Here is a 13,452-nt window from a genome sequence, read left to right as displayed (position 1 = left end):
TCAGTGCGGCGATGCGGCGCCTGCTGGCGACGAGGCTGCGGTGCCGCCGGGCATGGTCTGCGAGGGCGACGGTGTCTGGCCCGGGATCGTCGGGCGGTCCTTCTCCTCGTTCAGGAGCTTGCTGTCGATGCGGTCGACGGTGTTGTCCATCCGGCCGCGATCGCGCGGCATCGTGCCGCTGCTCCGGCCGTCCGGGTTGCGCGGCGCGGTCATGCTCGCAGTGCCCGAACCGGTTCCGGACGGGCCGGTCTGCGCCTGGGCGAGGGCTGGCACCGCAAGAGCCGCCACCAGCAGGAGCGCACGCTTCATGACCGCGCACCCGTCGCGATATGTGCGTCGATCAGCGCGATGTTGCGCAGGTTCGCCTTGAATGCGGTGTCGAACAGCGTCCCCAGCACCGGCACCGAGCCGGCCGCGGCTTCCATCGCCACGTTGCCGATCATCCGCGCAAGCTGCTGCTTCGGCAGGCCGAGCTGATAGGCCTCGTACACGATATACATCGAGATCGCCGTCATCGCGGCGTCACCCAGGGCCGGTGTCAGCCCGACCACGCTGTTCAGGCCGAAGCGGAACTTCGTGCCCGGGACCCGGAGGGCTGCATCCAATACCCAGGCCAGCCTCCTGATCCGGGCCAGCCGCCTTGCACGGTCGGCCATCTCGCCTGCGGACCTTGCGCCGGCATACCGGGAAGAGCCACGAGCGTTGGAGAAGCTGGTCATGGGCGGGCTCCACTGGATCGTCGAACACTCGGACAGGTGATCATGTGGGCAACCGATCGCCACCCGGCAATCGACCGGCGGCCGCTCCGGAGACTACCGGCACACATGGCGATAGCCGTCGCTGCCGATATAGGTCGCCGTCGCAGGGTCGTAGCAGGCGAAGCTGCTGCAGATCCCGGCCGAGGCGTATTGCCGGCTGAGCACCGCCTGGCCGATCGCATTGGTCTCGCGGGCCGCAACCCCGCAAAGCGGCGTATCGGCAGGCGCGGACGGGTCGTTGGTCAACGCCACCGCGCCGGCAGGATTGTCGACGGCCTCGCCAGTTTGCGGATGCAGCACGATGCCACCGGTCTGCGGCGCGGCAGCGGCAACGGGCGCGGGACCTGCTGCTGGTGCGGGTGTCGCGGCTGGCACCGTCACCGATGTGTCCTCGCAACCCGCAGCCAGGAGCATCAAGGCCAGGGCCGCGGCGGGTGTTGCATAGGCTCGTAGGCGGCGCGTGCGGCGGGTCTGGGCGGCCATCATTCATCCTCGGCTGATCGACGAACGTGGTGACGGGCGGTGCGTTGCCTCAGGTGACCACGATGATCGAAGGGGATCCCTGTGACCGATACCATGCCGGAGCTGCGGCTTCGGAACCCGGACGCCAGCGGCCGCGGGACGCTGCGCCACGTCTCCGCCACCGTCGCCCAGCTCTTCGGCGCCCGTGTCATCATCGAGCATGCCGAGCACCAGCAGCTCTGGATCGACGGCCTGACCAGCCTGAACGGTGACGGGTTCAGCTACTCCGGCGACGTGTTCGTGGCGATCCGCATCACCGACGGCGGCATCGGCGAGGACATCCCGTTCGAGGTCGGTACTCCGGTCGTGTTGCAGGGCATGTTCATCCCCGCCGACCAGGCGACCGCAGGCACCAACGATCCGGGCCTGCCGGTGCTGCATTTCACCCACGCCCCGGTCGGCTTCGTGATCTATGACGGCGTGACCTACAAATAGCCGCTCACAGGTCGAGCGCCCTCTGGCTGCCGGCGTCACGCTCGACCCGGACTTGGCGCTCGCCATCCGCGAAGGTCAGACCCAGCCGCATGCCCGGACGCAGCGCCGCCGCCTCGGTGACCGCATGGCCCTCGGCGTTGCGCACCAGCACGTAGCCGCGCGCCAGCACCGCCATCGGCGAGATCGAGTCCAGGCGCGCGGATAGTCCCGCGAGTACCGCCCGCCGCTCGCGCAGCATCGCCGAGAGCGGCGCCACCCCGAGCGGCCGGCGTTGCAACGCGGCGCTGGTATCCCGCAGCGCCTGGCGCGACCCCGCCTGCAGGCCGCTCGCCAGCACCGCCACCCTGCCACGGTGGATCCCGATCAGCCCGTGCGGCGAGGGCATGTGCCGCTCCGCCGCCACCAGCGCCGTCCGCCGCGCCGCCACCAGTGCGGGCAGGCCCAGGGTCAGCCGATGACCGAGTTCGCGGATGTCGCGTCGCCGGACCGCGAGCTGACCTGGCAGGTCCGGCAGCCCGCCGCGAGCCACGAATGCCGCCCGCCGCGCCTGCAGCAGGTTGGGCAACGCCAGTTCGAGCCGGTGCAGCCGGTCATCCAGGCGCTGGCGCACATGGCCGAGCAGCGTCGGCAGATCCGGCAGCAGCCCAGCTGCCCGATCGTGACGCAAGCGCAGCCCGCGGATCAGGTGCCCGATGCCGCTCTCCAGCCGCGCCGTCCGGTGCGCAAGGTCGGCCACCAGGTCGGCGCGGGCCGGGATCACCATCTCGGCGGCGGCGGTGGGGGTGGGTGCCCGCCGGTCCGACACGAAGTCGATCAGCGTGGTGTCGGTCTCGTGGCCGACGGCGGAGATCACCGGGATCGGGCACTCGGCGACGGCCCGCAGCACCAGCTCGTCGCTGAACGCCATCAGGTCCTCGAGGCTGCCGCCGCCTCGCGCGACGATCAGTACGTCCGGACGCGGAACCCCGGTGCCGGGCCCGGTGCGCCGGTGGAAGCCCTGGATCGCCTTGGCGATGCGCTCGGCCGCACCCTCGCCCTGCACCGGCACAGGCCAAAGCAGCAGGCTGCGCGGGAAGCGCCTGGCGATGGTGGTGCGGATGTCGTGCAGCACCGCGCCCTGGCCCGAGGTGACGATGCCGATCAGCGCCGGCAGATGCGGCAGCGGACGTTTGCGCGCGGCATCGAACAGCCCCTCCGCCGCGAGCGCCAGCCGCAGCCGCTCGATCCGGGCGAGCAGCGCGCCTTCGCCGGCATACTCCATGCGCTCGACGATCAGCTGGTACGACGACCGCTCGCCGTACGAGGAGATCCGCCCGGTGGCGATCACCTCGAGGCCGTTCTCCGGCTTCAGCCCGAGCCGTGTCACGCTGTTCTTCCACACCACGCCGGAGAGCTTGCCGCCCTCGTCCTTGAGCGAGAAATACAGGTGCCCGGACGGGTAGCGCTTGAACTCGGTGATCTCGCCGCGGACCCGGACACGGCTGAAGCTGCCCTCCAGCACCCGCTTCACCGCCCCGGAGATCTCCGAGACGCTGTATTCGGGCACGTTCGAGGCAGGTGAGGGCGCGGCTTCGTCCATCGCCGCAGGGTATGATAGAGCCGGCCGGACGGCGAGGGCCGGTGAAAGCGGAGTGGCGGATGCGCGTGTTGCTGGTGGGATCGGGCGGACGCGAACACGCCTTGGCGGCAAGCCTCAGCCGGTCGCCGGTGCTCGACACGCTGTTCACGGCACCCGGCAACCCGGGCACTGCCCTGTTCGGCACCAACGTCGCCATCGCCGTGGACGACGTGCCGGGCCTGGTGGCATTCGCGCTGGGCGAGCGCATCGACCTGGTGGTGCCGGGCCCCGAGGCGCCGCTGGTGGCAGGTCTAGCCGATGCCTGCCTGGTCGCCGGGATCGCCTGCGCCGGACCGACCGCGCAGGCCGCCCAGCTCGAGGGCAGCAAGAGCTTCAGCAAGGCGATCTGCGATGCGGCCGGCATCCCCACGGCGCGCTGGGAGCGGTTCGACGATGCCGCCCTGGCGCACGCCTTCGTCCGCCGCCGCGGTGCCCCGATCGTGGTGAAGGCGGACGGGCTGGCAGCCGGCAAGGGCGTCGTGGTGGCGGCAACCGTGGCCGAGGCGGAAGCGGCGATCACTGCGATGATGGAGCAGTCGAGCCTCGGCGTGGCGGGCGCCTCGGTGGTGATCGAGGAATATCTGGAGGGCGACGAGGTCTCGCTGTTCGCGCTCTGCGACGGCGAGACGGCGGTGCTGATCGGCGCGGCCCAGGACCACAAGCGCATCGGCGAGGGCGATACCGGCGCCAATACCGGCGGCATGGGGGCGGTGTCGCCGCCTGCCTTCTTCGACCGCGCCACCCAGGAACATGCTCTCGATCTGCTGGTGCGGCCGATGCTGCGCGAGATGGTGCGGGTCGGCACGCCGTTCCGCGGCGTGATCTTCGCCGGCCTGATGCTGACGCCGGAGGGGCCGTCGCTGATCGAATACAACGTCCGGTTCGGTGACCCGGAGGCGCAGGCGCTCTTGCCGCGGCTGCGCACCGACCTGCTGCCGGCGCTGGTGGCACTCTGCGATGGCAAGCTGGCCCAGGCGGACCTGCGCTTCAGTGACGACGCCTCTGTCGCGGTGGTGCTGGCCGGCCGTGGCTATCCGGGCACGCCGGCGGTGGGTTCGCCGATCCGCGGCATCGATCGCGCCGAGGCGATGACCGGCGTGCGGGTGTTCCAGGCGGCAACCGCTTACGATGCCGCGGGCTCCCTGATCGGGCATGGCGGGCGCGTGCTGACCGTGGTGGCAACCGCGCCGACCCTGATGGCGGCGCGTGACGCCGCCTATGCCGGGGTGGCGGCGATCGACTGGCCGGACGCGATCTGGCGCCGCGACATCGGTGTTCGCGCCCTGCAGCGCGCCCTCGACGCCGCGGAGGAGTTCGGCGTCTCCGCTTGACGGCGATAAGGCCGGCCCCGGTGCACGAGCCGGCGGCGTGCGCACCGGGTGAGGCGGGTCATCTCACCGGGCGGGTAGCCTGCACGTAGCGGGTCAGTAGCCGTAGCCTGCTCCCGGCGGCGGTCCGTCGTTCGGCGCTCCCGTCTGGCCATAGCCCTGCGGCCCGTAGCCCGGTTGCGGATACCCCGGCTGACCGTAGCCCTGCGGATCGCCCGGTTGCTGATAGCCCGGTTGCGGGTACCCCGGCTGCGCGAAGCCGGGTTGCGCTGAGGCAGGCTGCGCATACCCGGCCTGGCCATACCCCGGCTGCGCATAACCCGTCTGTCCATACCCGGGCTGGGGATAACCGGATTGGGCATATCCTGCCGGTGCGGCCGGCGGTCCATACCCGGGTTGCGGGTAGGCCGCCTGCGGGTAGGCCGGCTCGGCCGGATACGCAGGTGCATAGACCGGCGGAGTGTAGGCGGGTGGTGGTGGCGTCGTGGCGGCACCGGTGAACGCGCCGACCGCTCCACCCGCCACGGCCCCGATCGCCGCCCCCGGACCACCGCCGGCGACGGCCCCGAGGGCTGCTCCGGTTCCTGCGCCGAGCAGCGCTCCACCCACCGCCCGCTGACCCGGATCGTACGGGTCGGTGCAGGCTGCCAGCGATCCTGCCGCCAGCAGAAGCGCGAACCCGGCCGGTATCGTTCGAAAGCGCCTGGTGCCCGTGGCGGACCCCGTCGGGGTGATCGTCAGGTGGCCCGCCATCGGGGTTCTCTTTAGTTGCGGTTCGGGGTGGTGGCGGCACCAACGCCCGCGCCGACGCCGGCGCCGGCCAGGCCACCGATCAGCGCGCCGGTGCCACCACCGGCGATCCCGCCGATCGCGGCACCACCGGCTCCGCCGAGCACACCACCGCCGACCGCGCGCTGGCCAGGGCTGTACGGATCGCAGGCGGCGAGCCCGAATGCCAGGCCGGCAGCGGTCGTGATCATCGTCAGTTTGCGCAACATTTCAGTCTTGTCCTTCATGAGTGCGGTCGCCCGGAGAAGCCGCAAGCGGCGCGGCGGGAGGCGACGTCGCCAGTCCATCACACAAGACGGACAACGCGGTGCGATCGTGGCTGTTACGGGTCGATTGTGTGGCACCAGGCTTCCTCACGCCTCTGTGAATAAATTCACCGGCGTCGGAACGATGGCTTGCTCCCGGCGGGACGCGAGGCTAAGCCCTGCCGCCTGTACCCGCCCGCCTGAAACCTGAACACCCCCTTGGGGCGGTTACCCTTGCCGGGGGAGTTGCCCTTTTCCGCCGGTGGCTGCCTTGTCTGCGTTTGGCCCGGCCGAATGGCATCCGCCGCTCCCGAGCCTGTCCTGGAGTTCCCGATGTTCTCACGCCTGCTGGGCGTCATGTCCAACGACATGGCCATCGACCTCGGCACTGCCAACACGCTGGTGTACGTGAAGGGCCGCGGTGTGGTGCTGGACGAGCCGTCGGTGGTGGCGATCGCCGACGTGCGCGGCAAGAAGCAGGTGCTGGCAGTCGGCAACGAGGCCAAGAGCATGGTCGGCCGCACGCCCGGCAACATCACCGCCATCCGGCCGCTGCGTGACGGCGTGATCGCCGATTTCGAGGTGGCGGAGGAAATGATCAAGCATTTCATCCGCAAGGTTCACAACCGGCGCAGCTTCGCCAGCCCGATGATCATCGTGTGCGTGCCGTCCGGCTCCACCGCCGTCGAGCGCCGCGCGATCCAGGAGAGTGCGGAGAGTGCCGGCGCCCGCAAGGTGCTGCTGATCGAGGAGCCGATGGCGGCCGCGATCGGCGCCGGGCTGCCGGTCACCGAACCGTCGGGCAGCATGATCGTCGATATCGGCGGCGGCACCACCGAGGTCGCGGTGATCTCGCTCGGCGGCATCGTCTATGCCCGCTCGGTCCGGGTCGGCGGCGACAAGATGGACGAGGCGATCATCTCCTACATCCGGCGCAACTATAACCTGCTGATCGGCGAAACCTCGGCCGAGAAGATCAAGATCGAGCTGGGCGCCGCCAAGCCGCCGGACGACGAGAACGATTTCGGGCCGTGGCGCGAGGTGAAGGGCCGCGACCTGATGAACGGCGTGCCGCGCGAGGTCGCCGTCGGCCAGCGCCACATCGCCGAGAGCCTGGCCGAGCCGGTCAGCCAGATCGTCGATGCGGTGAAGACCGCGCTGGAGAACACCCCACCCGAGCTCGCCGCCGACATCGTCGACAAGGGCATCGTGCTGACCGGCGGCGGCGCGCTGCTGTACCGGCTCGACGAGGTGCTGCGCGATGCCACCGGGCTGCCGGTGGTGGTGGCGGAAAATCCGCTCTCGTGCGTGGCTCTCGGCACCGGCCGGGCGTTGGAGGAAATGAAGCGGCTGCGCAACGTCCTCACGACGATGTATTGAATAACGCGTAGAACCACTTGGCGGCCGACCTGGCCGCGGCGGTCGCTGGCGCGCGGCCGGACGCATGGGCAGACACGGAGGTGATGCATTGTTCCGTCTGTCGATCCAGCTGCGCCAGGCCCTTGCCAAGCTGACCCTGCCGTTGCTGATCGCGCTGGCCTGCGGCGTGATGCTGCTCGGCCAGGCCGACCGGCGGCTTGCCGAGCGCGCCCGGGTGGCGGTGTCGGACTCCGTGGCGCCCTTTTATGCGTTGCTGGCCCGTCCGATCGACGCGCTGCGTGGCCTGACCTCCGAGGTCGGCAGCCTGGTCGCGGTGGCAGAGGAGAACCGCCGGCTGCGCGCGGAGAACATGCGGCTGCGCCGTTGGTACGATGTCGCCGTGGCGTTGCAGGCGGAGAACGCGACGCTCAAGGCCAACCTGAACTGGATCCCGGAACCGGCGCCGGCCTTCGTCACCGCGCGCGCGGTCGCCGATGCCAGCCAGTTCTACGCGCGCTCGATCCTGCTGGCGGTGGCGCCGGGCGAGACCCTGCCGAACAACGTGGTGCTGTCCAAGGACATGGTGGCGGTCGATGCGGCCGGGCTGGTCGGTCGGGTCACCGAGGTCGGCGAGCGGTCGGCGCGGGTCATGCTGATCACCGATATGAGCAGTCGCGTCCCGGTGACCCTGGAAGGCTCGCACGCAGCCGCTATAGTGGAGGGAACCAACGCGGCGGCCCCCCGACTGATGAACTACCCCGAAGATATCCATCCGGAGGAAGGCGAGCGCGTGGTGACCAACAACGTCGCCAACGTCTATCCGGCGGGACTGCCGGTGGGCACCGTGCATTACCTCACGCCGAACGATCCGGTCGTTGAGCCGTATGCGCAGCTCGGCCACGTCGAGATGGTCCGGCTGTTCGATTACGGCCTGTCGGCGATCACGCCCCCCGACGCCACCGGCCGGACGCTTCCCAAGCAAGGCACCGGTCCCAAGCAAGGCACTGGTCCCAAGGACGGCAGCGGCCCCAGGGAAGGCACCGGCCACGCATCCTCGGTCGGCCATGCCGGCGGCCTCCTGAGCCTGCCGCGTGGCTCCGACAACGGGATCGGGACGCCCTCCGGCGCTCCGGGTCCACTGGGCCAGCCAGTGCCGTCATCGATCGGTTCCAGCCCGGCCACGCTGCCTATCGGGCGCGGGTGAAGGGCCACATGCATGCCACGCCCACCGCCCCCGGAGCGTCATCCGGGGATCAGGCCACGTCCGACCGTCTGGCGTCGCCTGGACTCTGCCGCCCGCCGTGCCTTGCCGGCCAGCTTCAGCCTGTTGCTGGTGCTGCTGCTCTGCGCCCCGCTCGGCCTGCCGGAACAGCAGGCGCTGCTGCCCGGGGCGACGATGGCGTCGGTGTTCTTCTGGTCGGTGTTCCGCCCGGCCTCGATGCCGGCCTTCGTCGTGTTCGCACTCGGGCTGCTCTACGACCTGCTCAGCTTCTCGCCACCGGGCCTGGCGATCCTGACGCTGCTGGTGGTGCATGCGGTCGGCCTCGGCTGGCGGCACGGGCTGGCACGGCAGGGGTTCCTGCTGGTGTGGCTGGTGTTCATGCTGGTGGCCGGCGGCGGCATCGTGCTGGACTGGGCGCTGATGTCGGCGTTCACCCAGCGCCTGCTGCCACCACAGCCGGCGTTCTTCGAGCTGGCGCTGGCGGCGGGGCTGTATCCGCTGCTTTCGGCGCTGTTCACCTGGGCGCATCGCGGCATCGCCGACCCGCAGCGGGCGTAGCGCGGCACACGCGCTCTGCAGGCGCCTGCGCATGAGCCCGCGGCGCCTGCTGTTCCGGGGTGTCCGGCTCAAGGGCATGCGGCCGGCGTTGTTCGGCGGCAAGGGCACCAAGGGCGTCCGGCCTGGTCGTGCCCCCAAGGAGAGCCCGTCGCGCGGCATCTTCACGCGGCGTGCCCTGCTGCTGATGACCGCGCAGGTGGCCGCCCTGGGCGCACTCGGCGACCGGCTGTACCGGCTGCAGGTCGCGGATGGCCGCAAATACGCCGAGCTCGCCGAGAACAACCGCGTCAACACCCGCATGATCGCGCCGCCGCGGGGCCGCATCCTCGACCGCTTCGGCGCACCGCTGGCCGGCAACAAGGTCAACTGGCGCGCCCTGCTGCTGGCCGAGCAGACCACCGACGTCCAGGGCACGCTCGACCGCTTCTCCACCATCCTGGCCCTCGACGACCACGAGCGGGCCCGCATCGACCGCGAGCTGAAGCACGGCCGCAAGTTCATCCCCGTCGTGGTGCGCGACTTCCTGACCTGGGACGACATGGCGCGGATCGAGGTGCACGCACCCGACCTGCCCGGCATCATCGTCGATGTCGGCACCACCCGGCTGTATCCGCAGGGGCCGCTGCTGGCGCACGTGGTCGGCTACGTCGCACCCGCCAACGAGAAGGACGTTGCCGCCGACGCGAACCTCGGCCTGCCCGGCATGCGCATCGGCCGCGCCGGCGTCGAGCAGTTCCACGATGTCGGGCTGCGCGGCACCGCGGGCTCGGTGCAGATGGAGGTGGACTCCGTCGGCCGGGTGATGTGCCAGCTGAACCGCCGCGAGGGCGTCCAGGGCGAGACCCTCGGGCTGTCTATTGATCTCGGGCTGCAGCAGGCGGTGCTGGGTCGCATCGCCGACCAGTCCGCCAGTGCGGTGGTAATGGATTGCCGCAACGGCGAGGTGCTGGCGATGGTCAGCACGCCGTCCTTCGATCCGAGCCTGTTCGATTCCGGCGTCAGCCAGGCGCAGTGGGAGCAGTGGACCAACGACCAGCGCACGCCGCTGATCAACAAGAGCGTCGCCGGGCTGTATCCGCCGGGTTCGACCTTCAAGCCGGCGGTGGCGATGGCGGCCCTGCAGGCTGGCACCCTTACGCCAGGCGACCGCATCCTGTGCCGCGGCTACATCGATGTCGGCGGCACCCGCTTCCATTGCTGGGCCAAGCACGGCCACGGCTCGCTCGACCTGCATGGCGGCATCAAGTTCTCCTGCGACGTGTTCTTCTACGAGGTCGCCCGTCGCACCGGCATGGAGGCGATCGCCAGCACCGCGCACCGCTTCGGCCTCGGCGCGGCACTCGACATCGAGCTGCCGCACCAGCGCCTCGGCCTGATCCCGACGCCCGCCTGGCAGCAGAAGCGCGGCCACCACTGGAACGGCGGCGACACCATCGTCAGCGGCATCGGCCAGGGCTACGTGCAGGTGACGCCGCTGCAGCTCGCCACCTACGCGTCGCGCATCGCCACCGGCCGGGTGGTGCAGCCGCATCTCACGCGCAGCATCAACGGCATCATCCAGCCGACCACCGATCCGCTGCACTGGGCTCAGCTCGATGTGCCGGGCTCCAGCCTGGACGCGATCCGCGCCGGCATGTTCGCGGTGGTGAACGAGCCGCACGGCACCGCCCCCAAGGCACGGCTGCCGCTCGCCGGGGTGCAGATGGCCGGCAAGACCGGGTCCGCGCAGGTGCGCCGGGTCAGCCGCTGGCTGCGCGAGAGCGGGCACTTCAACTCGGCCAAGCTGCCCTGGGAATTCCGGCCGCACGCGCTGTTCATCTGCTTCGCGCCGTACGACAACCCGCGCTACGCCGCCGCGGTGGTGATCGAGCATGGCAACGCCGCCGCCGAGGTGGCCGCCCCGCTCGCCCGCGACATCATGACCGACACGCTGACGCGCGATCCCGCCAACCGCAAGGAAGCCCCGGGCCAGCGCGTCGCCGACGCGATCTGACTTGACCCGTCGCCGACGCGATCTGACTTGACCCGTCGCCGACGCGATCTGACTTGACCCGTCGCCGACGCGATCTGACCTGACGCGTCGCCGACGCGATTTGACGCACCCCGGCGACGCCCGCGGACGCACCTCGCCGGCCCTGAGCGCGTTGCACGCTTCGGGCTTCCACTCCCGGAGATCGTCATGCGCCTGCTGATCGCGTTGCTGTTGCCGTTCCTGACCTTCTTCACGATCGGCCGACCGATCGCCGGGATCGTCTGCCTGATCCTGCAGGTGACGCTGATCGGCTGGCTGCCGGCAACGATATGGGCGGTGTATGCGCTCAGCCAGTACAAGACCGACATGAAGCTGCGCGCGTACCGGTAGGGCGGCCGGGGCGACCCCCGTGGCGCAGGGCTGGCGGGCGGCCGTGATGCCGGCGCTGCGTGCGCCACTGGACTACGTGCGGCCGCGGACCGTTCGTATCGGCGTCACCGGCCTGGCGCGCGCCGGCAAGACCGTGCTGCTGACCTCGCTCGCCTCGACGCTGCTGGCCCCCGGGGCGCTCGGTGGCCGTATCCGCCGGGCACGACTGGCTTCCGCCGGCGCCGAGACCCTGCCGCGCTTCGACCAGGCCGCCCACCTCGCCGCCCTTGCCGCCGATCCGCCGCGCTGGCCGGACCGCACCGACGCGGTGTCGTTGCTGGCCTTCGACCTCGAGCTGCGGCCGCCGCTGAAATCATTGCCGCCACGCTCGCTTCGCCTCGAGCTGCTCGACTACCCGGGCGAATGGCTGCTCGACCTGCCGCTGCTCGACTTGTCGTTCGCCGACTGGTCGCAATCGGTGTTCACCCGGCTCGAGCAACCTGGCCTGCTGGATGCCACCCGCGACTTCCTCGCCTTCGCCCGCGCGCTGCCGGCGCACGCCACCGCCGACGAGGCCCTCGCGGCGGCCGGTCATCGCCTCTACGTCGCCGCCCTGACCCGCCTGCGCGACACGCACGGCCTGGTCATGCTGCAGCCCGGTCGCTTCCTGATGCCGCCGCCCGGCGCCGCCCCGCCCTGGATGGGCTTCTTCCCGCTGACCGGATCCGGCCCGCTCGCCGAGCTCATGCGCCGCCGCTACGACGCGTATGTGACCGCCACGCGGGAGGCGCTGGTCTCGCCGCTGTTCGGGCAGATCGATCGCCTGGTGGTGCTGGCCGACCTGCTCGGCGCCCTGCATACCGGTGCGGCCGCGTTCGCCGATGCGCGGGCGGCCCTCGCGGCGGCGTCCGCGGGTTTGCGGTGGCAGGGCTCCTGGCTGGCCTCGATCGCCTCGCTCGCCGCCCTCAGGCTGCCGCCCAGGGTGATCACCCGTGTCGCCTACGCGGCCAGCAAAGCGGACCATGTCTCCGAAAGGCAGCGCGGCAACCTCGCGGCGCTGATGGGCGCGCTCACCGGGCAGGGCAGCCGGGGCGGGGATGAGCCCGTGGGACGCAGTGCCAGCTTCGCGATCGCGAGTGCACGCTGCACCGAGGACTTTGTCTGGACGCTCGACGGTCATCCGGTGTCGGCGGTGCGCGGCCGGCTGCTCGGCAGCGACCGGCTGACCCGCTCCTACCCGGGCGAGGTGCCGGACCGCCCGCCGGGCCCCGACTTCTGGGCGCACCCGTTCCTGGAACTGCCGGCATTCGAACCGGCCCGGCTGGCACGCGGCGTGCCGGTCCCCAATATCGGCATCGAGGCGCTGCTCGGCTTCCTGCTGGAGGACCTGTTGTGAACGAACCGCCGCTCGTCCGGCCGCGGATCGAGACCGAGACCGCCCGCGCCGACCGCCTGCAGGTCGCCGCCGAACTCGTGCCGGTGGCGACGTCCGCCGGCCGCGAGCCCACCGATCCGCGCTGGGGCATGCCGGTGCTGGTCCTGAGCGGCTTCGGCGTGCTGGCCCTGGGGCTCGCCGCGCTCCAGACCGGCAATTTCGTCGCCGCCGAGTTTGCCCGCTCGCGCCTGCTCGGTGGCCTGACCCTGCTGGTGGCGATCGCCGGCTTCGGCCTTATCCTGCTCGGCATCTGGCGGGAGCTGCGCGCGCTGGCCGGCCTGCACGCCGTCGACCGGCTGCGCCGCGACCTCGCCTCCGCCGACGCCACCGCCAAATTCGCCGCCGCCCGCCGCTGGCTCGACCGCATCGAGGGCGGGGCGACGTTACGGCCGGCACTCGATGCGCTGAACGATCCCGATGCGGTGCTGCCGCTGCTTCGCGCCGGCGTGGAGGCGGGGTTGCGCACGCGCGCCGATCAGCTCGGCCGGCGGGCGGCGATGCAGGTGGTTGCCGGCATGGCGGCAACCCCGGCGCCGTCGCTCGTGGTGCTGCTGATCTCGTGGCGCGGCCTGCGGCTGATCCGCCAGATCGCGACCCTCTATGGCCTGCGCCCGAGCCTGTTCGCCACGCTCGGCCTGCTGCGTCGCACCGCCTACGCCGCCACCGCCACCGCGGTGACCGAAGCCGCCATCAACACCGCCGCCCATGCCGTGCTCAGCACGCCGCTGCTGACCCACCTCGCCGGCGAGATGGCCGGTGGTGCCGTGGCCGCGCGCCGCATGATCGTGCTGGGTCGCGCCGCCAGCGTCGCCTGCACCCCGCTGCCGCCGGAATGACCGGAC

15 protein-coding genes are annotated in these 13,452 nt (G+C 71.2%); 9 read left to right on the top strand and 6 right to left on the bottom strand.

Annotated elements, in window-relative coordinates; all coding sequences use genetic code 11:
* The 3 genes from ACOEQ2_RS05695 to ACOEQ2_RS05685 form a co-directional block, all read right to left on the bottom strand.
* The gene (locus ACOEQ2_RS05695; protein ID WP_419730411.1) at nt 1-309 is read right to left on the bottom strand and encodes a hypothetical protein; all 309 of its coding nucleotides are present in this window, start codon (nt 307-309) and stop codon (nt 1-3) included.
* Nucleotides 306-719, bottom strand: a complete 414-nt coding sequence (locus ACOEQ2_RS05690; RefSeq protein WP_419730410.1) for a DUF4112 domain-containing protein — start codon at nt 717-719, stop codon at nt 306-308. The genes ACOEQ2_RS05695 and ACOEQ2_RS05690 overlap by 4 nt, the downstream gene beginning before the upstream one ends.
* Before the next feature lie 93 nt (nt 720-812).
* The gene (locus ACOEQ2_RS05685) at nt 813-1,139 is read right to left on the bottom strand and encodes a hypothetical protein (protein ID WP_419730409.1); all 327 of its coding nucleotides are present in this window, start codon (nt 1,137-1,139) and stop codon (nt 813-815) included.
* Between the two features lie 183 nt (nt 1,140-1,322).
* Between ACOEQ2_RS05685 and ACOEQ2_RS05680 the strand changes: the two genes are divergently transcribed.
* Nucleotides 1,323-1,715, top strand: coding sequence for a hypothetical protein (locus ACOEQ2_RS05680; protein ID WP_419730408.1), 393 nt, complete (start codon nt 1,323-1,325; stop codon nt 1,713-1,715).
* A gap of 4 nt (nt 1,716-1,719) precedes the next feature.
* On the opposite strand, the gene xseA is transcribed toward ACOEQ2_RS05680, so the two are convergent.
* Nucleotides 1,720-3,294, bottom strand: coding sequence for an exodeoxyribonuclease VII large subunit (gene xseA / locus ACOEQ2_RS05675; RefSeq protein WP_419730407.1), 1,575 nt, complete (start codon nt 3,292-3,294; stop codon nt 1,720-1,722).
* A 59-nt stretch (nt 3,295-3,353) separates the two neighbouring features.
* Between xseA and purD the strand changes: the two genes are divergently transcribed.
* A complete protein-coding gene (purD, locus tag ACOEQ2_RS05670) occupies nt 3,354-4,664 on the top strand; it encodes a phosphoribosylamine--glycine ligase (RefSeq protein ID WP_419730406.1) in 1,311 nt (436 codons plus the stop codon).
* 93 nt (nt 4,665-4,757) lie between these two features.
* Here purD and ACOEQ2_RS05665 read toward each other — a convergent pair whose 3' ends face one another.
* Together ACOEQ2_RS05665 and ACOEQ2_RS05660 are read right to left on the bottom strand one after the other, a co-directional pair.
* Entirely contained in the window at nt 4,758-5,414 is a 657-nt protein-coding gene (locus ACOEQ2_RS05665) for a YMGG-like glycine zipper-containing protein (protein ID WP_419730405.1), read from the bottom strand.
* A gap of 11 nt (nt 5,415-5,425) precedes the next feature.
* Nucleotides 5,426-5,659 (bottom strand): hypothetical protein, encoded by a 234-nt coding sequence (locus ACOEQ2_RS05660; RefSeq protein WP_419730404.1) that lies wholly within the window; start codon nt 5,657-5,659, stop codon nt 5,426-5,428.
* Between the two features lie 369 nt (nt 5,660-6,028).
* On the opposite strand from ACOEQ2_RS05660, the gene ACOEQ2_RS05655 reads away from it, so the two are divergent.
* The 7 genes from ACOEQ2_RS05655 to ACOEQ2_RS05625 all read left to right on the top strand — a co-directional run bounded on the left by ACOEQ2_RS05655 (nt 6,029) and on the right by ACOEQ2_RS05625 (nt 13,446).
* On the top strand, nt 6,029-7,075 hold the full coding sequence (locus tag ACOEQ2_RS05655) for a rod shape-determining protein (RefSeq protein WP_419730403.1): 1,047 nt from the start codon (nt 6,029-6,031) through the stop codon (nt 7,073-7,075).
* 88 nt (nt 7,076-7,163) lie between these two features.
* The gene (mreC, locus tag ACOEQ2_RS05650; RefSeq protein ID WP_419730402.1) at nt 7,164-8,258 is read left to right on the top strand and encodes a rod shape-determining protein MreC; all 1,095 of its coding nucleotides are present in this window, start codon (nt 7,164-7,166) and stop codon (nt 8,256-8,258) included.
* Nucleotides 8,259-8,270: 12 nt separating this feature from the next.
* Nucleotides 8,271-8,834, top strand: a complete 564-nt coding sequence (locus tag ACOEQ2_RS05645; RefSeq protein WP_419730401.1) for a hypothetical protein — start codon at nt 8,271-8,273, stop codon at nt 8,832-8,834.
* Nucleotides 8,835-8,910: 76 nt separating this feature from the next.
* Nucleotides 8,911-10,827 carry a penicillin-binding protein 2 gene (mrdA, locus tag ACOEQ2_RS05640; RefSeq protein WP_419731147.1) on the top strand — a complete coding sequence of 639 codons (1,917 nt, stop codon included), beginning with the start codon at nt 8,911-8,913 and terminating at the stop codon, nt 10,825-10,827.
* Between the two features lie 186 nt (nt 10,828-11,013).
* On the top strand, nt 11,014-11,196 hold the full coding sequence (locus ACOEQ2_RS05635; RefSeq protein ID WP_419730400.1) for a YqaE/Pmp3 family membrane protein: 183 nt from the start codon (nt 11,014-11,016) through the stop codon (nt 11,194-11,196).
* 19 nt (nt 11,197-11,215) lie between these two features.
* Nucleotides 11,216-12,571, top strand: coding sequence for a YcjX family protein (locus tag ACOEQ2_RS05630; protein WP_419730399.1), 1,356 nt, complete (start codon nt 11,216-11,218; stop codon nt 12,569-12,571).
* Nucleotides 12,568-13,446 (top strand): DUF697 domain-containing protein, encoded by an 879-nt coding sequence (locus ACOEQ2_RS05625; RefSeq protein WP_419730398.1) that lies wholly within the window; start codon nt 12,568-12,570, stop codon nt 13,444-13,446. The genes ACOEQ2_RS05630 and ACOEQ2_RS05625 overlap by 4 nt, the downstream gene beginning before the upstream one ends.
* The last annotated feature ends 6 nt before the right edge of the window (nt 13,447-13,452 follow it).

This window comes from Lichenicola sp. (genome assembly GCF_965198575.1).
Classification (GTDB): Bacteria; Pseudomonadota; Alphaproteobacteria; order Acetobacterales; family Acetobacteraceae; genus Lichenicola.
The sequence above is the reverse complement of the archived record's forward strand: the minus strand, read 5'-3'. Positions and strand labels throughout refer to the sequence as shown.